17 protein-coding genes are annotated in these 21,407 nt (G+C 49.8%); 2 read left to right on the top strand and 15 right to left on the bottom strand.

The window, feature by feature from the left end; genetic code table 11:
* Positions 1–149 precede the first annotated feature (149 nt).
* From rpsO to bamD, 3 genes are all read right to left on the bottom strand, one after another.
* On the bottom strand, positions 150–425 hold the full coding sequence (rpsO, locus tag K2G41_RS09355) for a 30S ribosomal protein S15 (protein ID WP_123614454.1): 276 nt from the start codon (positions 423–425) through the stop codon (positions 150–152).
* Between the two features lie 120 nt (positions 426–545).
* Positions 546–881, bottom strand: coding sequence for a DNA-directed RNA polymerase subunit omega (locus K2G41_RS09360; RefSeq protein ID WP_300117594.1), 336 nt, complete (start codon positions 879–881; stop codon positions 546–548).
* A gap of 59 nt (positions 882–940) precedes the next feature.
* Positions 941–1,741, bottom strand: coding sequence for an outer membrane protein assembly factor BamD (gene bamD, locus K2G41_RS09365; RefSeq protein ID WP_300117595.1), 801 nt, complete (start codon positions 1,739–1,741; stop codon positions 941–943).
* Between the two features lie 195 nt (positions 1,742–1,936).
* Here bamD and K2G41_RS09370 point away from each other — a divergent pair, with 195 nt between their 5' ends.
* Positions 1,937–3,457: a family 10 glycosylhydrolase gene (locus tag K2G41_RS09370; protein ID WP_300117596.1), complete on the top strand. Its 1,521-nt coding sequence runs from the start codon at positions 1,937–1,939 to the stop codon at positions 3,455–3,457.
* 263 nt (positions 3,458–3,720) lie between these two features.
* On the opposite strand, the gene K2G41_RS09375 is transcribed toward K2G41_RS09370, so the two are convergent.
* From K2G41_RS09375 to panC, 7 genes are all read right to left on the bottom strand, one after another.
* Positions 3,721–3,933: a hypothetical protein gene (locus K2G41_RS09375; protein WP_300117597.1), complete on the bottom strand. Its 213-nt coding sequence runs from the start codon at positions 3,931–3,933 to the stop codon at positions 3,721–3,723.
* 206 nt (positions 3,934–4,139) lie between these two features.
* A complete protein-coding gene (gene htpG / locus K2G41_RS09380; protein WP_300117598.1) occupies positions 4,140–6,182 on the bottom strand; it encodes a molecular chaperone HtpG in 2,043 nt (680 codons plus the stop codon).
* 199 nt (positions 6,183–6,381) lie between these two features.
* Complete coding sequence (locus tag K2G41_RS09385) at positions 6,382–7,479, bottom strand: CapA family protein (RefSeq protein WP_300117599.1); 1,098 nt, start codon at positions 7,477–7,479, stop codon at positions 6,382–6,384.
* Between the two features lie 79 nt (positions 7,480–7,558).
* Positions 7,559–8,440, bottom strand: a complete 882-nt coding sequence (folD, locus tag K2G41_RS09390; protein WP_300117600.1) for a bifunctional methylenetetrahydrofolate dehydrogenase/methenyltetrahydrofolate cyclohydrolase FolD — start codon at positions 8,438–8,440, stop codon at positions 7,559–7,561.
* Positions 8,437–9,771, bottom strand: coding sequence for a signal recognition particle protein (ffh, locus tag K2G41_RS09395; protein WP_300117601.1), 1,335 nt, complete (start codon positions 9,769–9,771; stop codon positions 8,437–8,439). Before ffh ends, folD begins: the two co-directional genes overlap by 4 nt.
* A 93-nt stretch (positions 9,772–9,864) precedes the next feature.
* Complete coding sequence (gene panD, locus K2G41_RS09400; RefSeq protein ID WP_300117602.1) at positions 9,865–10,221, bottom strand: aspartate 1-decarboxylase; 357 nt, start codon at positions 10,219–10,221, stop codon at positions 9,865–9,867.
* The gene (gene panC / locus K2G41_RS09405; protein WP_300117603.1) at positions 10,218–11,066 is read right to left on the bottom strand and encodes a pantoate--beta-alanine ligase; all 849 of its coding nucleotides are present in this window, start codon (positions 11,064–11,066) and stop codon (positions 10,218–10,220) included. Before panC ends, panD begins: the two co-directional genes overlap by 4 nt.
* A gap of 258 nt (positions 11,067–11,324) precedes the next feature.
* Between panC and recR the strand changes: the two genes are divergently transcribed.
* Complete coding sequence (recR, locus tag K2G41_RS09410) at positions 11,325–11,951, top strand: recombination mediator RecR (RefSeq protein WP_300117604.1); 627 nt, start codon at positions 11,325–11,327, stop codon at positions 11,949–11,951.
* Between the two features lie 76 nt (positions 11,952–12,027).
* Here recR and K2G41_RS09415 read toward each other — a convergent pair whose 3' ends face one another.
* The 5 genes from K2G41_RS09415 to K2G41_RS09435 form a co-directional block, all read right to left on the bottom strand.
* Positions 12,028–12,543 carry a GNAT family N-acetyltransferase gene (locus K2G41_RS09415; protein WP_300117605.1) on the bottom strand — a complete coding sequence of 172 codons (516 nt, stop codon included), beginning with the start codon at positions 12,541–12,543 and terminating at the stop codon, positions 12,028–12,030.
* Between the two features lie 30 nt (positions 12,544–12,573).
* The gene (gene trxB, locus K2G41_RS09420) at positions 12,574–13,524 is read right to left on the bottom strand and encodes a thioredoxin-disulfide reductase (RefSeq protein ID WP_300117606.1); all 951 of its coding nucleotides are present in this window, start codon (positions 13,522–13,524) and stop codon (positions 12,574–12,576) included.
* Between the two features lie 137 nt (positions 13,525–13,661).
* Entirely contained in the window at positions 13,662–14,276 is a 615-nt protein-coding gene (locus K2G41_RS09425) for a LolA-like putative outer membrane lipoprotein chaperone (RefSeq protein WP_300117607.1), read from the bottom strand.
* Between the two features lie 47 nt (positions 14,277–14,323).
* Complete coding sequence (locus K2G41_RS09430) at positions 14,324–17,410, bottom strand: DNA translocase FtsK 4TM domain-containing protein (RefSeq protein WP_300117608.1); 3,087 nt, start codon at positions 17,408–17,410, stop codon at positions 14,324–14,326.
* Between the two features lie 184 nt (positions 17,411–17,594).
* On the bottom strand, positions 17,595–21,239 hold the full coding sequence (locus K2G41_RS09435; RefSeq protein WP_300117609.1) for a LamG-like jellyroll fold domain-containing protein: 3,645 nt from the start codon (positions 21,237–21,239) through the stop codon (positions 17,595–17,597).
* Between the last annotated feature and the right edge of the window lie 168 nt (positions 21,240–21,407).

Raw genomic sequence — 21,407 nt, forward strand, 5'->3', positions numbered from 1 at the left:
ACTAGAATAATTATAAATTTTGATAAAAGTTTTTATTAAGAGTATAGAGCATGGAGAGGGTATAGGTAAAAAAGAAGGCAGCCCGGCTCTTGGAGCGGGCTGCCTTTTGTAATCTTCAAGTAATGAATCCGTTGTTTGGGCGGATTAGATTACTTTCTGATACCGAGTTCCTTCTGGGCGATGATGGCGCGGTAGCGGTTGATGTCCTTGCGGATCAGGTAGTCGAGAAGACGACGACGCTTACCTACCAAAGCCTTGAGAGCTCGTGCTGTCGTATAATCTTTGTGATTTGACTTGAGGTGTTCAGTCAAATGAGCGATACGGACTGAGAATAATGCAATCTGTGCTTCGGGTGAGCCAGTGTCAGTCTTGCCCTTACCGTACTTCTCAAAGATTTCTACTTTTTCATCAGAGTTCAAATGCATTGATACAGATGTTTAAAAGTGGTTAATGATGATATGAAAATGTATAGTTTGCTCAAAAGAGCGGTGCAAAGGTAGGGATTAAATTTAACAATTCCAAACTTTGGCCGCAAATTCGTGCGCTTAGTCCATGTTGAGATGATCCTTCGAGGGGTTGCGGAAGTGTATCTTATGATCGATATACTCCTGAGTTGCGATGAGAGTGGGTTTGGGCAGACGCTCGTAGAAACGGGAGATCTCGATCTGCTCGCGGTTCTCCGAGATTTCTTCGAGATTGTCGCTGAGCGATGCGAATTCCTGAAGTTTCTTTTCAAGATCGTGCTTCATCTCACCTGCGATCTGATTGGAACGCTTTGCGATGATGCAAACGGTTTCGTAAACGTTGCCGGTGTCCTCGCTCATTTTGATGAGGTCGCGGGTCTGGGTGTTGAGAGGGGCGTTGGTCTTTTTGTAGTCCATTATATCTCTGTGGTTAACGTTGTTTTTTTTGTTTTGAAAAGCTTGGCAAGCGGGATGGATCAGTCCTTGACGTAGCGTTGGGCGATCTTGAAAATATTGTCTGCTTCCTCGCGGTTGGGAGTGTCGGGATAGTTATTTATATAGGAGTAATACTCGTCGATCACTTCGCGGAAGCGGTCGGCCTTTTTCTCCTCGATACTCTCGCGCGCTTCCTGATAACGAGCTTTAAGGATGAGGAGCTCAAGATCCTCCTTGTATTTTGAATAAGGATAATCCTTGATAGCGTTTTTAGCGACAATTACGGCACTTTCGTAATTGTTGCCCATGTAAGTGCCGAGGTTGTAGTAAAGCTGCGCGTTTTCGAGCTGCTTGAGGGTGAGCTTGTCCTGAAGCTCGAATATGGCGTTCTGTGCGATTGACACCTTGTCGCTCTTAGGATAGTAGTCGAGAAACGACTGAAGCTCTTCGATCGCCTTTATCGTCCCGGACTGATCGAGCTGAGGTTCGGGCGAGTCAAGGTAGTAACCGTAACCGGTATAGAATCGGGCGAGCTCTGTATATTTACCTTTCGGGAATCGGGCATAGTAGGTCTTGAAGTATTCACCGGCTGTCTGGTAGTCCTTATTCTCGTAGTTCGAGAGGGCGAGGAGATAGAGCGAATCCTCGGCCTTTTCCGATCCTTTGAACTGAGTGATTATGTCTTCAAGGACGGTTGCGGCCTGTGTGTAACGTTTAGCCTCGAAAGCGCGTTTGGCGTAATCAAGACGATAATCCGGGTCATGGCTCTTCAGCGCACGCTGATATTCACCGCAGGATGTGAGGATGGCTGCGGCGGCGAGCATGACTAAGTACTTTCGCATTTTACTGATCACTGTTTGTTAGTGGTGGTCTATTGAGAGAATTGGTTTTCAACTTGCAAAATTAAACCTTTTTTGGTGATTATGCACAATGGCAAGCTAATAATTTCACGAAAAATAACATAAATAGGATCAAGAGAGGGAATATTTACAATTAATTCAGCTAATTTTGCAGTGAAAAATTACACAATTCGATTCATGAAAGCATTAATCAGGCATTTTTTACTTGCAGTTTCATTTTTAACCGTCCTTCTGCCGTGGTCACAGAAGCTTCACGGCGAATCACCCAAGCGTGAGATGCGCGGAGTGTGGCTGGCTACTGTCTGGGGGATCGACTGGCCGTCTGTGTCAGGCACGACTCCTGAAATCAGGAAAAAGCAGATGGCGCAACTGACGGATATTCTCGACCGGTGCGAGTCCATGAATCTTACTTCGGTTTTTTTTCAAGTGCGCGGCATGTCCGACGTAATGTATGAATCGTCGCTTGAACCGTGGTCATCGTTTGTCTCCGGGAAGAGGGGTGTGTCGCCCGGATGGGATCCGCTGAAATTTGTGGTGGAGGAGTGTCATCGGCGCGGGCTCGAATGCTATGCGTGGGTCAATCCGTTCAGATGGAGTGCGGGGACGGACTACAATAGCGAGCAGGACCGTGAGTGGAAACGCCGCGGGTGGCTGCTTACTCATGGAAAATACACGGTGTTGAATCCCGGCATCGAAGAGGTGAGACAGCATATAGTGGGAATATGCCGTGAAATCGTTACCGGCTATGATGTGGATGGACTGGTGTTTGACGATTATTTCTATCCGAACCGTATTCCGGAGGATGCTTCGGCTGCTGATCATGGACTGTGGCGTGAACAGGCACCTTGGATGGATTTCGGCGACTGGAGACGTGCCAATGTGCACAAAACCATAGCGGATGTCCACTGTATGCTGTTGGATTGCTGCCCCGAAGTCCGATTCGGAATATCGCCTGCCGGAGTGGCGGGAAAACCACACACTTCAGCTCCTAAATGGGGAATGGAATCATGTGGAGTCAAGGCAGACGACTGGCAGTACAAGGAGATCTATTCCGATCCTTTAGGCTGGCTGTTTCAAAACACGATCGATTTCATATCGCCTCAGATCTATTGGCCGACTACACATGCGACAGCTCCCTACGGACCACTGGCGCAATGGTGGAGTGAGGCTGCGAGTCTTTACGGTTGTCATTTCTATTCGAGCATGACTCTTGCTCCACTTGAAAAGACTGACACTCCGGAGCAGCGTCGGGAACTGCTCCGTCAGGTCGAGACCAACCGTCGCCATAGCCTTACAGGTGAGTTCGGATCAGTACTTTACAGTGCAAAGTTCCTTCCGAAACTTGCGTCCGAGCTTTCGTCGGGACATTTCGCCTCAAAGTCGTTGACCCCTGAATTGCGGAGAAGCTGGCACATACGCCCGGACACTCCGATTGATGCGGTTTGCAGAAACGGAGTGCTACGATGGTCTGACGACAGAAGAACGACCGGTGAAGGCAGGAGACGCTATGCCGTCTATGCTTTCCCGCGCCATCTTGAAGAGGATGAGATCATGGATGCAGGGGGCGACGGAATAAAGAGCGAGTATCTGCTACGAGTGGTCTATGACTGTCAGACGGCAGTGCCTGCGGGGTTGGCTTACGCTGTCACGACCCTTTCCGGCAACTCGCTGGAATCAGAACCGGTGTTCGTGAGATAGCTTCGGCATATAAAATACCCTCTTATAGAAATTAGATGTGGACGCTCTCTCGCAGAGTGCCCACATCTCTCTTTTTTACCGGTGGATGATGATAGGGAATACAAAGCAGATGGATCATCCACGCGCATGTTTAAACGAATCAAGAATCTTTAAAATGTCAGTTGTATTGCTTAATCGAATTTTTGGTGTGTGTCCGGTGATTAGGATAAGTTGTAAGTTTGGAGAAATGTAAGTTGTTTTTAATTAGGGCGTTGTTACGGCGTTCAGCTTGCGACGGTCTGGCGTTGGGAATCCTGCGTCACATAAAAGCGTACGACAGCGTAGATTATGCTTTGCATTGGAGTGAGCATTTTGTCAGGATTTTGTCCGAGTATGAACTCCATGCCCAATGCATTGGTGATCGAGGTCCGGTCAGACGGTTGCAGGGAGTTGATGGTGTCGATGACTCGCGGGCTGATGATAAGAGGAGTTTTCATTGCTGATTGGATTAGTTGAGAGGCGAGGGAGAATGGAGAATGAGTGGAGGAGAACGGTGCAAAGTTAATGTGAAAGATGGGCGATTTCGCGACACAGGTGTGTTAAAATATATTTCATGCCATATATTCAGCAATAAAAAAACTCCGTCAGGATTTCATGCGGGAATCCTGACGGAAGTTAACGTTATTTATGGGAATATGGTTGCTTAAAGCATTTTAACCGAGCGGGCGATGAAATCGCTGAGATCACGGCCACGGAGAAGTCCGTTGGCAAGGAGGGCGAGGTCAATTGCTTGTTTTACCACAGGCTGCTCGGCAGCGTAGGCGGCGATTATCTCTTCTTTTTCCTTGCGGTTTTTCTCAATGCCATCAGTGAGGGACTTTTCCTGCGTCTGCTGCTCGTCGGTAGGCTTATTATCCTTGATCTCCGAGCGGAGTACGGTGATCTTCTCATTGTCGGCATCTATAGCTGCGTTGATAGGCTGAAGCTTGTCGGCAAGGGCTTTTTCGGCTTCATCAAGAATCTTGACAACCACCGGCTGCGAAGTGTTGACGATAAGGTTATAGCTGTCAGGCAATTCGGCATAGAAACTCATACCGGGCTGGGTAGCAGCCATGTCTTTCATACGTCGCATGTACTCATTCTGAGTGATGAGGATGGGATTGGCGGCGGGATCAAGCGACTCGAACGATACGAGGAAGTCTGCCTTCTCCACTTTCGGCAACTGACTGCGGAAAAGAGGAGTTAGGAGCGAGATCTGATCAGGGTTGAGACCGCTGTCCTTCTGCTCTTCCTTGGGGATAAGCTTTTCAGCGACATCGCTATCGACGCGTACAAAGCGTGTCTTTTCGAGCTTGCTCTCAAGAAGCGAGATGAAGTGACCGTCAAGCTGACCGTCCATAAGGAGGACATTGTAGCCCTTCTCGTTGGCGGCATGAATATAGTTGTACTGGGCGGTTACGTCAGTGGCGTAGATATAGACCACGTCACCATCCTTGTCGGTCTGGGATGCCTCTACAAGAGTGCGGTATTCTTCGAGGGTGAAGTATTTGCCTTCGGTGTCACGAAGAAGGACGAACTTCATGGCTGAATCACAGAACTTCTCGTCAGTGAGCATGCCGTATTCAATGAAGATCTTGATGTCGTCCCACTTCGACTCGAAATCTGCACGGTTCTCCTTGAAAAGCTCGTCGAGACGCGAAGCCACTTTCTTGGTGATATAGCCGGAGATCTTCTTGACAGCAGTATCGCTCTGGAGATAAGAACGCGATACGTTGAGGGGGATATCGGGGGAATCAATCACACCCTGAAGCAGCATCATAAATTCAGGAACGACACCTTCTACTGAATCCGTGACATAGACCTGATTGCAATAGAGCTGGATGCGGTCCTTGCGGATGTCGAGGTTGCTCTTGATCTTCGGGAAGAAGAGAATACCGGTGAGAGTGAAGGGGTAATCTACGTTGAGGTGAATCCAGAATAGGGGATCTTCCTGACCGGGATAGAGTTCGTGGTAGAACTTGCGGTAATCCTCGTCGGTAAGTTCCGAGGGTTTCTTGGTCCACGTAGGTTCGGTGTCATTGACCACCTTATCCTTGTCGGTATCCACGTATTTTCCGTCTTTCCATTCCTGCTCCTTGCCTGAGATAACGGGGACGGGGAGGAAACGGCAATATTTTTTAAGAAGTGTATCAATACGGGCCTGTTCGAGGAATTCCTTATTGTCATCGTCAATATAGAGGATGATATCAGTGCCTCGTTCAGCCTTCTCGGTCGGTTCCATGGTGTATTCGGGGCTACCGTCACATTCCCAGCGGACTGCTTCAGCACCTTCCTTGTAACTGAGCGAGCGGATCTCGACTTTCTTTGCAACCATAAATGCTGAGTAGAATCCGAGTCCGAAGTGACCGATTATGGCATTGGCGGTGTCCTTGTATTTATTGACAAATTCCTCAGCACCTGAGAAGGCGATCTGATTGATGTATTTGTCAATATCCTCCGCAGTCATGCCGATACCGTGGTCACTGACGGTCAGTGTGCCGGCTTCCTTGTCGATGGTGACGCGCACGTTCATTTCGCCAAGCTCACCCTTGAATTCGCCGAAAGAGGCGAGGGTTTTCAGCTTCTGTGTTGCATCAATAGCATTCGATACGAGTTCACGGAGAAAGATTTCGTGGTCGGAATAGAGAAATTTTTTGATCACCGGGAAAATATTCTCGGTAGTTACTCCAATCTGTCCTTTTTGCATAATATATATGGTTTAAATTTTTATTAATCTATTTCTATAAACAACCCTGCAAAGAAAATGCCAGACACGTAAACTGACAAATTCTGTTAAAAATACTGCAAAAATGACAGATTTTGGGGTGGAATAGGAGTATGTCGGGATAAAACCGATTAATCAGACTTCCTAATCTCCCAAAAAGACGTATGAGAAAGGCTATGGCTTACATCCCTCCAAGGATAGGCCGAGGAGTCGGGCGGAGGATGGATGATGTGTCGCGGGGAACGTTGACGTTATGGCGGTTGAAGATATCGGTCGCATTTCGGATGAAGCCTTTGCGGTGAAGTTCCAAGGACGGATGGAGCTCTTTGCTTTCGGCAGGAAGCAGCCGGAAGTTGCTTCCCTGACCCGTGGATGGTTCGGTAAACACCAGACGGTAACTTGCATCGGCCACGTATGCCTTGCCGAAGATGTCGCGTGCGAGTTTTACGCGTGTCATCGCACCTCCGCGGGTGTCAGTGGTCCGCATGGCCGAGATGAAATTACCGAGTGAATAGACTGTGAAACATGGACGGCCTGTTGATTCATTGATCTTCAGTTCCATTGGCTGAATGACATGAGGATGTCCGCCGATGATGAGCTCCACGCCTGAGTCGGCAAGAAATTTAGCAAGGCTTTTCTGTGACGCATTCGGGAGCAGCTTGTATTCATCGCCCCAGTGCATACATGCAGCTATGATTTCAGCTCCGTTGGCTCGTGCATTGCGTATGTCGGAGGCAATACGGGTCTTGTCGATATAGTCAATCTCTATATCGGTCTTTTTGGTTATGCCGTTTGTCCCGTAGGTGTAGTTGAGGAATGCAACCTTGAATCCATTGATATCGTGTATCATCGGGAGGATGGAATCACGATGGGCTTTGTTGCGATATACCCCTATATAGGGCACTTTCTTTTGCTCCAGTGTGGCGATTGTACGGCGCACACCCTTATCGCGGCGGTCAAGTATATGGTTGTTGGCCGTGAGTATGAGGTCAAAACCGGATTCGGTCAGAGCATTGACGTAATTGTCATGAGCGCAGAACATCGGATAGCCCGAATATGGTGCGCCACCGAGAGGAGTCTCAAGGTTTACCACAGCAAAATCAGCCGATGAGATGTAGGGAGCGAGCGATGTGAAGTAGGGAGAGTAGTCGAGAGAGCCATCCGGACGTTTGGCTGCGTCGATCTGCCGTTGATGCTGCATGGCATCACCCGCAAATACTATCTCAGCACTGTCCTGTGGGATGAGCAGTGATAGAAGCGACAGAAAGACAGCAAGCATATCCACTTGATTTAATGGCTAAAAAAGAATTGCAGGGACAGCCTGACGTGAACCTGTCCCTGCAATTCGATATTTCTCATTAGTTATAGATCTCTTTCTTGGCAGCAAGAAGCGTGTTGCGCATGAGGGAGCAGATTGTCATAGGACCGACTCCACCGGGCACCGGGGTGATGAATGCACACTTTTCAGCCACATTTTCGAAATCGACATCGCCACGCAGGCGGAATCCGCTCTTGCGCGATGAGTCGGGCACACGGGTGGTTCCGACGTCGATCACGGTAGCACCGGGCTTCACCATGTCGGCTGTCACAAATCCGGGACTGCCGAGGGCGGCTATGATTATGTCAGCTTCCGCGCAGGCTTCCTTGATGTTGGTCGATGCGCTGTGGAGCACTGTCACTGTAGCGTTTCCGGGATCAGATTTCTGCATCATGAGTGATGCGACAGGCTTACCGACGATGTTGCTGCGTCCGAGAACCACGCATTTTGCACCGCGTGTCTTAACACCGTAGCGTTTGAGCAGTTCCATTATGCCGGAAGGGGTAGCTGATACGAAGCAGGGGAGGCCTATGGACATACGGCCTACGTTGACCGGGTGGAAACCGTCAACGTCCTTGCGGTAATCGATAGCCTCGATGATTTTCTGCTCGGAGATATGTTTGGGGAGGGGGAGCTGGACAATAAAGCCATCCACTTCAGGATCATTGTTAAGCTCGGCAATGGTTTCGAGGAGTTTTTCCTCCGTCACGTCATCCTCATAGCGGATAAGTGTAGATTTGAAACCGCATGCCTCGCATGCCTTGACTTTGTTGGCCACGTATGTCTCGCTGCCACCGTCGTGACCTACGAGTATAGCCACAAGGTGAGGGCGGCGTTTGCCCTGAGCCACCATTTCCTCTACTTCCGCCGCGATTTCGCGCTTGATATCGTCGGCTGTCTTTTTTCCGTCAATAAGTGTCATCTTCTCATTCCTTTCATGTTACGCATCATGGCCATAGGATTCTTTATTCCTGAAACGGCCTTCATCATCTTGCGGGCGTCGTCAAACTGTTTGATCAGGCGGTTGACCTCCTGAATGTCAGTACCCGAACCCTTGGCAATACGTTTGCGGCGACTTCCGTTGAGGATCTCAGGATGTTCGCGCTCCTCGGCTGTCATCGAGCGAATGATCGCTTCGATACCCTTGAATGCATTGTCATCAATATCTATATCCTTGATAGCCTTGCCGACACCGGGGATCATCGAAGCGAGCTCCTTCAGGTTGCCCATCTTCTGGATCTGTTGGATCTGCTGAAGGAAGTCGTTGAAATTAAACTGGTTCTTTGCTATCTTGCGCTGAAGTTCACGAGCCTGCTTTTCATCGTAGGCGTTCTGGGCTTTCTCGACGAGTGACACGATGTCGCCCATGCCGAGGATACGGTCGGCCATACGCGAAGGGTGGAAAAGGTCGAGCGCATCAAGCTTTTCGCCAGTACCGACGAACTTGATCGGTTTCGTGACGACGGTGCGGATCGAAAGGGCGGCACCGCCACGGGTATCGCCGTCAAGCTTGGTGAGGACTACGCCGTCAAAGTCAAGGCGATCATTGAATTCCTTAGCTGTATTTACGGCATCCTGACCTGTCATCGAATCGACAACGAAAAGTGTCTCCTGCGGTTTGACGGCTTTCTTGATGGCTGCAATCTCCTGCATCATCTGCTCATCTACGGCCAGACGGCCGGCGGTATCGATGATTACAAGATCATGGTGGTTAGCCTTGGCATAGCGGATGGCATTTTCAGCGATCTCGACAGGATTCTTGTTGCCATCCTCTGTATAGACGGGGACATTGATCTGCTCGGCAAGAACTTTGAGCTGATCGATCGCGGCGGGACGATAGACGTCGCAGGCCACGAGGAGCGGACGTTTTCCCTGTTCCGATTTGAGCTTCCGGGCGAGTTTGCCTGAGAATGTGGTCTTACCTGAACCTTGCAGACCTGACATGAGGATGACTGTGGGATTGCCCGACAGATTGACCTGTGCAGTCTCACCACCCATGAGGCGTGCGAGTTCGTCATGGACAATCTTGACCATGAGTTCGCCCGGCTTGATGGCATTGATCACATTCATGCCAAGGGCCTTTGCTTTTACTTCATCGGTAAACTGCTTGGCTACCTTGAAGTTGACATCGGCTTCAAGAAGTGCACGACGCACATCCTTGAGGGTTTCGGCTACATTTATTTCGGTGATTTTTCCTTCACCTTTCAGTATCTTGAAACTTCTTTCAAGTCTCTCGCTTAGATTCTCAAACACTTGGAATGGCGGGGGGATAGAGGGTTAAAAAACTTTGCTGAAAAATTATAGAAATAGTGTATGGATAGTCTTGACGGCTTTTATCTACCTGCTTTATTCGGGAAGCAGACGGTTGGTACGGGTGTCGGGGAAAAGCACCACAGGTTTGTGGGTTTTCGCCTCCTCCGGAGTCATCTGTGCATAGCACATGAGGATGACCACGTCGCCGACCTGAACCTTGCGTGCGGCAGCACCGTTGAGGCAGATGACGCCCGAACCGCGTTCGCCGGGGATGGCGTATGTGTCGAAGCGTTCGCCGTTGTTGTTATCCACTATATAGATGCGCTCACCGGGGAATATTCCGGCGGCATCGAGAAGGTCCTGATCAATGGTGATACTGCCGATGTAGTCCAGACGGGCTTCGGTGACAGTCACACGATGGATTTTGCACTTGAGAAGTTCGAGTGTCATTTCCTTTTGGAGTATTTGATGTTGTCAATCAGGCGGACATCGCCACAGAATACTGTCACACAGCCGACTGCACTCTCAGTCTGCTCCCAATCAGTGATGGGTTGCATGGTGAGCGCATCGACTATCTCGTAATATTCCACCTGCATGTGGGGGAAAGAGTTGATCTCGTCGATCACGTAGCGTTTCGTGGCCTCCACGCTGTGGTCAGCAGCCCAGTCGAGACTGCTTTCAAGAGTGCGGTGTATGGCGGGCGCGATAGCACGCTGCTCAGGAGTCAGGCGCACGTTACGCGAACTCATTGCCAGACCGTCGTCCTCGCGCTTGATGGGACAATCGACTATTTCAAGGTCAAATCCTTCAAGCTCGGCCATGCGGCGTATCACGGCTATCTGCTGGAAATCCTTTTCGCCGAAATAGGCGCGGGTAGGGCGGGTGAAATCGAAGAGTTTGCTGACAATCTGTGCCACACCATTGAAATGTCCCGGACGCATTACACCTTCCATTACTTCGGCTACAGGACCGAGGTCAAACTGTCGGGTGTCGGGTTCGGGATAGATCTCCTCGACGGAGGGTATGAAGGCATAATCGACACCGGCTTCACGGAGCATGGCGGTGTCGGCCTCCTCGGTGCGGGGATATGTGGCCAGATCGGTCGGATTGTTGAACTGTGTGGGGTTGACAAACACGCTGACAACCACTGTGTCATTCTCGCTGCGGGCACGCTGTATGAGCGAGAGATGTCCGGCATGGAGAGCTCCCATCGTAGGGACCAGACCTATGCTTCCATTCTTGCGGGCTGTGTCGAGCTTGGCTTTTAATTCAGCTACAGTGCGAATTATTTCCATTTCTTTAACTGATATGTCTGAAATTTCAGAGTGCAAAATTAATCATTATTTGAAAAACAAGCAAATAAAAAATATCAGACAGTGCGGATGAAAGATTGCGAAATATTCCGATACGGAGTGAGATTTTGCTCAATTAAAAGATGAAAATTATAAAAAAAGTAAAAGAATCGGAGGTTGAGGACGATAATTCGGGGAAATTTTCGTAAATTTGATGTAAGAAACACATATATTTATTAGAAGAAGCAGGAGACATATAAAATGCAACAGGAATTTGCCTCAAGATTGCTTGAAGGAGCGGTGACGGAATTGTCTCGGCTACCCGGCGTAGGTCGAAAGACAGCATTGAGGCTTGCTTTACATATACTTCGAATGGATGAGAACGTCGGGGTGTCACTCGGACAATCGATCATAAATATGCGCCGGGGCATCCGTTATTGTTCCGTCTGTCACAACATATCCGAAACAGAGATCTGCCCGATCTGTGCCGATTCGCGTCGTGATCGTTCCGTAGTCTGTGTGGTTGAGAGTGTCAAGGATGTTATGAGTTTTGAAAACACCGGTCAGTTCGGTGGTGTCTATCATGTGCTTGGAGGTGTGATTTCGCCTATGGACGGTATAGGTCCGGATCAGCTTGCCATTGATTCATTGGTTGAAAGGGTGGCTGAAGGTGAAGTTAAGGAAGTGATCCTTGCTTTGAGTGCTACGATGGAGGGTGATACTACGAATTTTTATCTTTTCCGTCGGTTGGCGGAATATTCTGACGTCCGTATTACACAACTTGCACGAGGGGTGTCGGTCGGAAACGAGATTGAATTCACGGATGAAGTCACTCTCGGTCGGTCGTTGCTTAACCGTACGCTCTTCGCTGATTCCATCCGCAGATAATACCGTTATAAATAAAAACCGTGGGTACAGAATTGATAAGAAAAACTGTCCCCACGGTTTTTATTTATAGCCTTACTCAGATAAATTTCTGATAGATATATGCATCGGAGTAGCATCCACCGGATTTAAGCCAAGATTTAAGCCGTCCGGCGATTTTATAGCCTGCTTTTTCAAACAGATTTCTCGACGGGTGATTGTCAGCTCCGATGGTGCAGTAAAGCTGATGAAGCGAATATGTTGTCCGGCAGTAGGAAGCTGTCAGTTCGAGAGCCATATATCCGTAACCGTGACGCTGAAAATCGGAAGCGATAAGGATTCCGACACCGCAGCGGGCGTTGGATGCATCGAACTCATAGAGATCGATGGTCCCGATGGTCTCATTGGTTTTGTTGAGGGTAACCATCAAGCGCAACTGTCTGGCCGCATAGATATCGGCATCGTAATTGTTGACGTAGTCCCACAACTGTTTGCGGGAGTAGGGAGCAAGAGAAACTCCCACACTCCATAAGGCAGGGTCGTTTTCCCAGCGGTATAACGTGTCAACGTCAATCGGTTCGAGAGCGCGCAGCGATATAGTGCCGTCGGTCAGCATATCAGCTTACAGATCAGTCATAATTTCTTGTTAGCCTACGAGACCTTCCTCGTTGAGGAAACGCTCTACGTCAAGAGCCGCCTTGCAACCCATGCCGGCTGCTGTGATGGCCTGACGATAGATAGGATCGGCAACGTCACCTGCGGCAAACACTCCGGGAACATTGGTCTGAGTGCCTGAACCCTTGACTTTGATATAGCCGGATGCGTCGAGATCAATGTACTGGCTGAATACACCTGTATTGGGAGTGTGGCCGATAGCGAGGAAGAATCCGTCGAGTGCGAGGTCATAGTGCTGCTCGTTGGAAGTGCCTACGTTCTCCACGAGGTGTGCGCCTTCGAGATACTCATCACCGTAAAGACCGGTAGTGTTGGTGTTGAAGAGCACCTTTATATTGCTCTTGTTGAGCACGCGTGACTGCATGACTTTCGATGCACGCAGATGGGGTTTACGGACAATCAGGAACACATCCGAAGCAAGGTTGCTGAGGTAGAGAGCTTCCTCGCATGCGGTGTCTCCGCCACCGACAACTGCTACGCGCTTCTTGCGGTAGAAGAAACCGTCGCATGTCGCACAAGCTGATACACCGAGACCGGAATACTTCTGTTCGTCGGGGAGGCCGAGGTAACGGGCGGATGCGCCTGTTGAGATGATCACACTGTCAGCCTCGATATCGAGACCTGTGTTTGTCTTTGCCTTGAAAGGACGTACCGAGAAATCAACCTCAGTTACAAGGCCGGTACGAATATCGGCTCCGAACTTGATGGCCTGTGAACGGATATCCTCCATGAGCTGAGGACCGGTTGTGCCATTGGGCTGACCGGGGAAGTTTTCTATTTCGGTAGTAGTTGTGAGCTGGCCTCCGGGCTGCATTCCTTCGATTACGAGAGGTGCGATATTTGCACGGGAGGTGTAGATGGCAGCAGTATAACCTGCAGGACCTGAGCCTATGATAAGGCAACGTGTTTTGATTTCAGCCATAATTTTAACCTTGATATTTGAATTGATGAATTAATAATTCTTGATTAAGTAGAGAAATAACGCTTGATCACCCCGTTGGGATGTGGGAATTTGGATAGATTAACATTCAATGGTCGCAGATAAGACCATTGAATGTGTCAGCGCAAATCAACAACGGGGATGCCGGGATATTTGTTCGGATTGAAGCGGAAATCCGAAACCGGGAGCTGCCCTCCGGCCTTTACTGATGTAACCTGAATTGTGACCGTGCGGCGATTACCCATTGTCAGATCGATCTTGGTAGGGTAGAGGGTAGTGGCGTTAAGAGTGAGTACCACGCTCTTTATGTCGTTCTTAGGATCAACAGAGGTCAGGCGGACAACTTTTTCCGAAGCCGGCGATTTTACAAGTGTGGCTTTGTATAGCTTTCGGAATGAGTTGATTATAGCAAATGGATTGACCTGCTGGAGTTCCTCAGGCGTAGGTTCGGTAATATTTACCTCACCTGTCTGTGTGGAATATGTCCACTGGGTCTTGCCGTCATACCATGAAGAGATCTGCGGTGATGTTATGGTGAAACGGTCGCCAGCTATGGTCAGTGTCCCGCTTTGTTTATGTCCTTCAGTCGTGATTGTATATGCGGCCTGTATAGATTTCTCGCCCTTGAATTTTGCAGATGCGCGGTCAAGTATGGATATGGCCGTTTCCGCACCTGACACTGCTGAACAGCATCCGGTGATAACGGCGATTAAAAGCAAAATCCTCTTTAACATTATTTTAATCATTTTGAGTTGGTGTTGAATTATTTCAACAGATGGAATCAGGCATTCTCAAGAATGCGTTCGAGAGTGAGAGAATCAACGAGGACCTGACGGGGTTTGCCACCTTGCGATGGACCGACTATGCCGGCAGCTTCCATCTGATCCATAATTTTTCCGGCGCGGTTATATCCGATGGAATAGCGACGTTGCAGCGATGAGGTCGATGCAGTATCCGTAGTGACTACCAGACGTGCACACTCGTCAAAGAGCGGGTCGCGGTCACCTACAGTGGCAAGCTTGCCTCCATCGCCGCTTTCGGCTATATATTCAGGCAGTTCGTAGGGACACGAGTAGCCGGCCTGCGCGCTGATGCTGTCACAGATGGCTGTTACCTCAGGAGTGTCGATGAACGCACACTGTACGCGGTCGAGCTTTCCGTTATTGCTGAAAAGCATGTCGCCGCGACCTATAAGCTGGTTTGCACCGGGGCGGTCAATGATGGTACGTGAATCCACCATCTGGAATACGCGGAATGCGATGCGGCCGGGGAAGTTGGCTTTGATCACACCGGTGATTACATTGGTTGACGGACGCTGTGTTGCGAGGATCATGTGTATGCCCACTGCGCGCGCTTTCTGTGCGATACGTGCGATAGGTGTTTCGACCTCCTTACCGGCAGTCATGATTAGATCGGCAAACTCATCCACGATAACCACGATGTAGGGGAGGAAGCGATGTCCCTTGGCGGGATTGAGCTGGCGATGGATAAACTTGTCGTTGTACTCCTTTATGTTGCGCATTGCTGCTTCTTTCAGGAGTGCATAACGGTTGTCCATCTCGACACACAGTGAATTGAGCGTAGCCACGACCTTCATCGGATCAGTGATTATGGCATCCTCCTCATCGGGAAGTTTGGCAAGATAATGGCGTTCCAGACGTGCGTAAAGGCTGAATTCCACCATTTTCGGGTCAATAAGTACAAACTTCAGCTCTGCAGGGTGCTTCTTATAAAGAAGTGAGGTGATGATGGTGTTGAGACCTACGGATTTACCCATACCTGTAGCACCTGCCACAAGGAGGTGAGGCATTTTGCAGAGGTCAGCCATGAAAACCTCGTTGCTGATGGTGCGACCCATGGCCATAGGGAGTTCCATGTGGCTGTTTGCGTATGTCGGAGATTCGATAACCGACCGCATGGACACCACTTGCGGATCTTTGTTGGGGACTTCGATGCCGATAGTGCCGCGACCGGGGATCGGAGCGATGATACGGATGCCGAGTGCCGCAAGGCTGAGAGCGATATCGTCTTCGAGGCGTTTGATCTTTGCGATACGGACACCTTCGGCTGGGATGATCTCATAGAGTGTCACGGTCGGACCTACGGTAGCATCGATCTTGGAGATGGGTATGCCGTAGTGGTTGAGTGTGTCGGTGATTCGCTGCTTGTTCTCTTCCATCTCCTGAGCATCTACGCTTATGCCGCTGTTGTTGGCCGGACGGAGGAAATCAATGGTGGGGAATTTATAATTCGACAGTTCGGCTCTCGGATCGAAGGGAGCCATCTCCAAAACTTCTGCAGCGGTTACCGGACGGGTCTCCGTGACCTTGTGTGTTGGAATTTCGACAGGTTCAGAAGCGAAGAGAGGCTTGTCATCCACTTCTTCCTCCTGAACATTATCCTCCTGAAGATCTTCATCGGCAAAGAGGGGAGCTATTTCGGTTTCGTCCTCTTCCTGATCATCATTGTCAAAAACGGGATCAGGGATTTCGTCTTCATCATCGCTCTCATCCTCATTGTCCTCATCCATGCTTACGACGGGAGTATCCATAACGACTGTTTCCGATTCATCAACGACAGCGACGGGAGCTTCGTAGTCGGCGACTTCCGCAACCGCAATCTCAGTGTTGATATCAGAATCCTCCTCCGGATCAGAGTTGAAAAGACTTTCTGTGACGGTACTCTTTGATGCCGCTGCTGATTTCGGAGCAACGGATGCTGCAGGAGCGGTGGCAGTAACTTTGGGGGCTTGGGCGGTAAGTTTAGAAAGACGCTCACGCTCTGCAGCCGCTTTTTCAGCCGCGATGCGTTCGGCCTCAGCTCTTCTCGCTGCTTCCTCCTCGGCTCTGATTGCGGCCTCACGCGCTTCGCGTTCGAGACGTTCGGCTTCCTCTGCCGCGCGGATACGTTCACGCTCGGCACGACGTTCGGCCTGACGGGCACGATATGCGTTGATGCCGGCTGCAGCATAACCAAATATGCGTTTCAACTGTGCGAGGTACAATATGACCACGAGACCGCCCATTATGATGCTCACTCCGAGAGCTCCCCAGAATCCTGTGAATATCATCAGTTTCTCGTTGAGAAGGTAGCCGTGGCGACCACCCCAGTAGATCGGCGATGCGATCTCGTATGTCACGAAACCACAGATGATCGATAGGGCTACCGCTGAAAGAAGGCATCGCAATGTCAATGACCAGAAATGAGGACGATATATTTTAAGCATACCGATACCGCATACGGCCAGATAATAGATCAGGATGAATGAACCGATACCAAGCCAGTTATATATAAGGGTATGGGCAAGCCATGCACCGAACGGTCCGCCGGCATTTTTTATCATCTCCGGATCGTAGTCGGCGTTGAGCAACGCGCTTTGATCAGTTCCGATATGTGCGAAATATGACATGGCCACAATGAGCGAATAGCCTGCGGCGATTACGAATATTATTCCGAGGAACATGACAGTGCGCGAATCGCCGATGAGTGTCAAGGCGCGCTCCAATGCCGATGGTGACTTGTGACGGGTCTCTGTTTTGGGTGCGGTCGTTGATGCGGCAGGGGCTGGTTGGGAAGAAGCCTGAGCGGGGATCGGACCGCTTACGGGAATGGGATTGGGGATAGGGGGATTACCGTAGATGGGGTTATTGACCGGTATGCCTGCGCTTGGTTGATCTTGAAGAGGCATACCTGTATTAGTATTGGGATAGTATTGGGGATTACCGATCGGCGCAGCCGATTGTCCGGCTACGTTGGCCGTCGCCGGATTCTGAACCGGCTGATTGTCCGGAGTATTCAGCATTGCTTCCGGATCAAATGCGGTGTCAGTATATGATGATTCGTCGATGGGTGAATAGGGTGATGACATAAGCTATGAAAAAAGTGTGCTTTTTCAACTTTAAGAAATGAAAAACAAAATTACAATTTTTATTCCATAAATTCAACCCCCGATTTTAAAAATAAAATTAAAAGATAATAGACAGAACGGACCGCACACCCGATTGACGGGATGTACGGTCCGTTGGACTGTTCAGAAGAAGTAGTAAGGCGTGTTAACGCTTCACAAACTTATAGGTCTGCATTGACTGTCCGTCCTCGACAACGAGCACGTAGATGCCCTGCTGGAGATCATCGACGATATCCGCGCGATCGACTCCGACAGCGGTGCGGATGATACGGCCACTGAAGGCATCGACAACGGTGTAACGTGCGGTTGCCGATCCTGCGATTATGTCTTCGATTTCCGAAAGACGGAGGTAGTTGTAATGTTCCTCAACCTCGTCGGCAGAAAGAGCCTTCGGATAGATGGCGAGTTCATCTATCGCGCCTGCGAAAATGCGGTTGCCAGACTCGTCATCGCCACCGATGAACATGAGTTCTGTAGCGGAGAAGTTGAGAGCACCTGTGGCTACGTTGTTTTCTGTTGCACTTTCCTTTCCGTCAATGTAGAGCTTCATAGTCTTGTCGGCATAGTTGCGCACGCATACGATATGGTGCCATTCGCCGTCGAAGATACTGCTGGCGTCATCAAGCTTACAGTCGGTTTTCTTGATGTCATCGTCAATCGAGAAGCAGAGGTAACCGTTCTTGCGTTCGAGGCCGATCCAGTTACCCGTACCACCTTCGACATTGGTCTTGTTGTGGGTACCGATGCAGAGGAGATAGCCGTCATCGTCGATTGAGCGTGCCCAAAGTTCGATAGAGAAGTCTTTCTCGCCCATATTGATGGCATCATAGATCGGTTGGGTGAGGAAGTAGGTATCGTCAAACTCGATAGCACCTCCCTTGAGGCCGTCGATAGAGATTGTAGTGCCCTTCTGTGCGGTCGCTTCGCCATAGACCATATTAGGCGTTGTCTCACCCATTTCATCCATCGGGAAGTAAGCGATCATCTCAGAGCCCTGCGATTCGAAATGTTCCTTGACCTTGCTTGCGCTCATCACGCCACGGTAGATCGAGAATTCATCAAGCATGCCGGTGTAGAAGTTATCATAGCCCCAGCCGTCACCACCGTTTACATTTCCGATCACGAGAGGTTCGTCAGAGAGTATTGTATTAGTGAGATCTTCCTTGGTGGCAAGAAGCTCTCCATCCACGTAAAGGCTGAGTTGCTTTTCGATAGCGTCGCGTACGGCTACGACATGATGCCATTTGCCGTCAAAGTACTTTTCTGCACCTTGAGCCTCTACTTGAGACTTCTCGATGTTGTCATCGACAGCGAATCGGAGCTCTTTAACACCCTTGTTGTCCTTGTACTCTATGCCATACCAGTTGCCCGAACCATTAGCGGGAGCAATTACGCCCTTGTTCATGATATAGCAGTTGTTGTCGGCAGCTGTAGAGTTCATCCAGAATTCAACAGAGAAAGAGGCATCACCGAAATTAATCAGGTCATAGTTCTCCTGAATGTAGCAGTTCTTACCGTCAAGCTGCAGAGCCTTACCCTGCTTGCCATCGACAGCCGTACCAAGAACTCCCTTGAGGGCGGTGGCGTTTCCACCCTTGAGGTTGGGGGTAGATTCTCCGACTTTTTCAAACGGATAATAAGCAGCAAGCTGAATGGAGGTGTTCTTGCGTACCTTAATGGTTGCATTGAATGACGCGTTGGTGTCGTCGTTCGCTCCTGTCGTTGTCACGATAATGTTATATTCGCCTTCGGCTACAGGCTTGCCGGTAATAGTGCCGGTGAGTGTAGCGGGATCGAAGTTGAACACCATGCCTTCGGGGAGACCGTCACATTCAGCACCTGTCGCACGGAGAACGGTGAAGGCGATAGGCTGGATTTCGTCGCCGAGATAGATAATCTGACTGAGCGCGCCTGAGTTGATCGAGATAGCACCGTTGGTGTTGAACAATTCCTCAAGATTGTAGCTGAGGTGAGGGGGCTGGTTATAGGCCACGTTTTGCCAAGCGATAGCTACACGATACTGACGGTCCTGCATGAGGGTCGGTACTTTGTATTCGGTAGGAATCGTGGTCGTGAAGATTAGCAGGTCAGACTCCGTGGAGCTGTCGTGGAGGATCACTTCCTCGCGCCAGTCGCCGAAGAGGTCAGCTTGAAGGTTGGGAGTGGCCTTGGTCGTGTTACAAGAGGCAGCATTTGAGAAAGAACTGAACTGTTGGATAGTGTTGATCTTCGTGAGACCTTCATTGGGTTTTGTGATGGTGGTTCCGTCGAGGAGCTCGTCAAGAAGGTCACCGTCCCAGTAGATACGGAAGTTGATCGAGGGGCGTTTAGCTCCGGTCAACTGCACACCATTGTTGAATACCTTGCCGGTTGATGACCAATATTCATAGCCGGAATACTTAGAGGAGACGTTGGCTGCGAGTCCGCGACCGATATCATTTCCTGACTGAGCTTCAAAAAATATGATCTCGCCGGTTTTTGCATCGCGCAACTCGGTGTCATACTTGTAGGAAGAGCTTTTCTCTTCATGAGGCATGAACACCTGCAGACCTTCGCGGTCAGGAAGCATGGCTGCAAGGTGAAGGGCATCACCGTGTCCAGCTCCCGTGCGGTAAAGGAGTGAGCCGTCATGGTCAATCGAAGCGGCACCATAGACGATCTCATCGAAGCCGTCGCCATCGACGTCACCGATTGTCAGTGAGTGAGCACCTTCGCCGTAGGCACCTTGTCCCTTGGTGGTGGAAGCATGAAGCCAGCGTTCTTTCAGTTCTTTTCCATCGAAATCAACAGCCCAGAGATAGGAGTGGGTGTAATAACCGCGACAGAAAATGGCACTCGGAGTCTTACCGTCGAGATAGGCGACACCTGCGAGATAACGTTCCGAACGGCCACCGTATGAGTCACCCCAGCCGGTGGTAGATTTGTCGAAGGGGTGGGCGTTGCGTGAAGGGTTGTAGGCTATGGTATGGATCGCTTCTCCTGTTTTGCCGGAGAAAACAGTGAGGTATTCCGAACCTTTTATGATATGACCCTGCGAATTGCGATAGTCATCAGTCACCTTGTCATCACCCATCAGCACCGGGTTACCCTTGGCATCAATTGTGCCCGGTGCAGTCTTGCATATCATTTCGGCACAACCGTCGCCATCAAAGTCATAGACCATGAATTGCGTGTAGTGGTTACCGGAACGTATATTATGGCCGAGATCTATGCGCCAGAGCTGAGTGCCGTCAAGCTTGTAGCAGTCGATGATGGTGTTACCGGTGTAGCGGTAGAAAGAGTTGTCCGCTGCATTTGTCGGATGCCATTTCACGATGAGTTCCCAGTTGCCGTCGCCATCGACGTCGGCCACGGATACGTCATCAGGTGTATAAGTGTAGTTGCGATCTTCATTAGTACCGCCTGCGGGCGATGTGCCGCCTTCAGGACGATTAAGATGGATTTTGAGATAAGGTGTTTCCCATACGGATGCTTCTGCGGACGTTTCGGTCACTTTATCATCAATGATAGCTTTTACGGTGTACTTTGAAGCAGTAGTTCCTGCCGCATCCGTGAAGTTCGTTTTGGTTTTCAGTGGAGTTTCGTTGACTTTTACACCGTCACGGTAGAGGTCAAAGGTGGTTCCTTTGGCATCGGTGACAAGCGAACGCCATGACACGAAAACCCCTCCGTTAGTCTTGACTGCCACAACTCCGCGGTCAAGTTTTTCAGCCTGCACTGTGTGGGAATACTGGGCTGACATTGTCAATGATCCCAGTAAAGCCATGCATGAAATGAAGGTTTTTTTCATGTAATTTAAAGTAAATGATTGAATAATAATTAGTCGGAATGTAATGCTCCGATTGGTCGGAAGGGCATAAAGCCTTTGCCCGTATTGATTGCCGGAGCTATGCGTTGAGGTAAGATATACTATGCAAAAGTAGTGAAATTTAATTAAATAAGCAAATCGTGGGAAGTG

The sequence above is a fragment of the Duncaniella sp. genome, assembly GCF_029056165.1.
Taxonomy (GTDB): domain Bacteria; phylum Bacteroidota; class Bacteroidia; order Bacteroidales; family Muribaculaceae; genus Duncaniella.

What these genes read in the sequence shown, in the direction of transcription:
- K2G41_RS09360 (WP_300117594.1), bottom strand. Translation starts at nt 881, where the DNA reads ATGGACTACAAAAAGACCAACGCCCCTCTCAACACCCAGACCCGCGAC.
- panC (WP_300117603.1), bottom strand. Translation starts at nt 11,066, where the DNA reads ATGGAAATAATTCGCACTGTAGCTGAATTAAAAGCCAAGCTCGACACA.
- K2G41_RS09425 (WP_300117607.1), bottom strand. Translation starts at nt 14,276, where the DNA reads ATGTTAAAGAGGATTTTGCTTTTAATCGCCGTTATCACCGGATGCTGT.
- htpG (WP_300117598.1), bottom strand. Translation starts at nt 6,182, where the DNA reads ATGCAAAAAGGACAGATTGGAGTAACTACCGAGAATATTTTCCCGGTG.
- trxB (WP_300117606.1), bottom strand. Translation starts at nt 13,524, where the DNA reads ATGGCTGAAATCAAAACACGTTGCCTTATCATAGGCTCAGGTCCTGCA.
- panD (WP_300117602.1), bottom strand. Translation starts at nt 10,221, where the DNA reads ATGACACTCGAACTTCTCAAGTGCAAAATCCATCGTGTGACTGTCACC.
- K2G41_RS09375 (WP_300117597.1), bottom strand. Translation starts at nt 3,933, where the DNA reads ATGAAAACTCCTCTTATCATCAGCCCGCGAGTCATCGACACCATCAAC.
- rpsO (WP_123614454.1), bottom strand. Translation starts at nt 425, where the DNA reads ATGCATTTGAACTCTGATGAAAAAGTAGAAATCTTTGAGAAGTACGGT.
- K2G41_RS09415 (WP_300117605.1), bottom strand. Translation starts at nt 12,543, where the DNA reads ATGCTGACCGACGGCACTATATCGCTGCGCGCTCTCGAACCGATTGAC.
- bamD (WP_300117595.1), bottom strand. Translation starts at nt 1,741, where the DNA reads ATGCGAAAGTACTTAGTCATGCTCGCCGCCGCAGCCATCCTCACATCC.
- K2G41_RS09370 (WP_300117596.1), top strand. Translation starts at nt 1,937, where the DNA reads ATGAAAGCATTAATCAGGCATTTTTTACTTGCAGTTTCATTTTTAACC.
- K2G41_RS09435 (WP_300117609.1), bottom strand. Translation starts at nt 21,239, where the DNA reads ATGAAAAAAACCTTCATTTCATGCATGGCTTTACTGGGATCATTGACA.
- recR (WP_300117604.1), top strand. Translation starts at nt 11,325, where the DNA reads ATGCAACAGGAATTTGCCTCAAGATTGCTTGAAGGAGCGGTGACGGAA.
- K2G41_RS09385 (WP_300117599.1), bottom strand. Translation starts at nt 7,479, where the DNA reads ATGCTTGCTGTCTTTCTGTCGCTTCTATCACTGCTCATCCCACAGGAC.
- K2G41_RS09430 (WP_300117608.1), bottom strand. Translation starts at nt 17,410, where the DNA reads ATGTCATCACCCTATTCACCCATCGACGAATCATCATATACTGACACC.
- folD (WP_300117600.1), bottom strand. Translation starts at nt 8,440, where the DNA reads ATGACACTTATTGACGGAAAAAAGACAGCCGACGATATCAAGCGCGAA.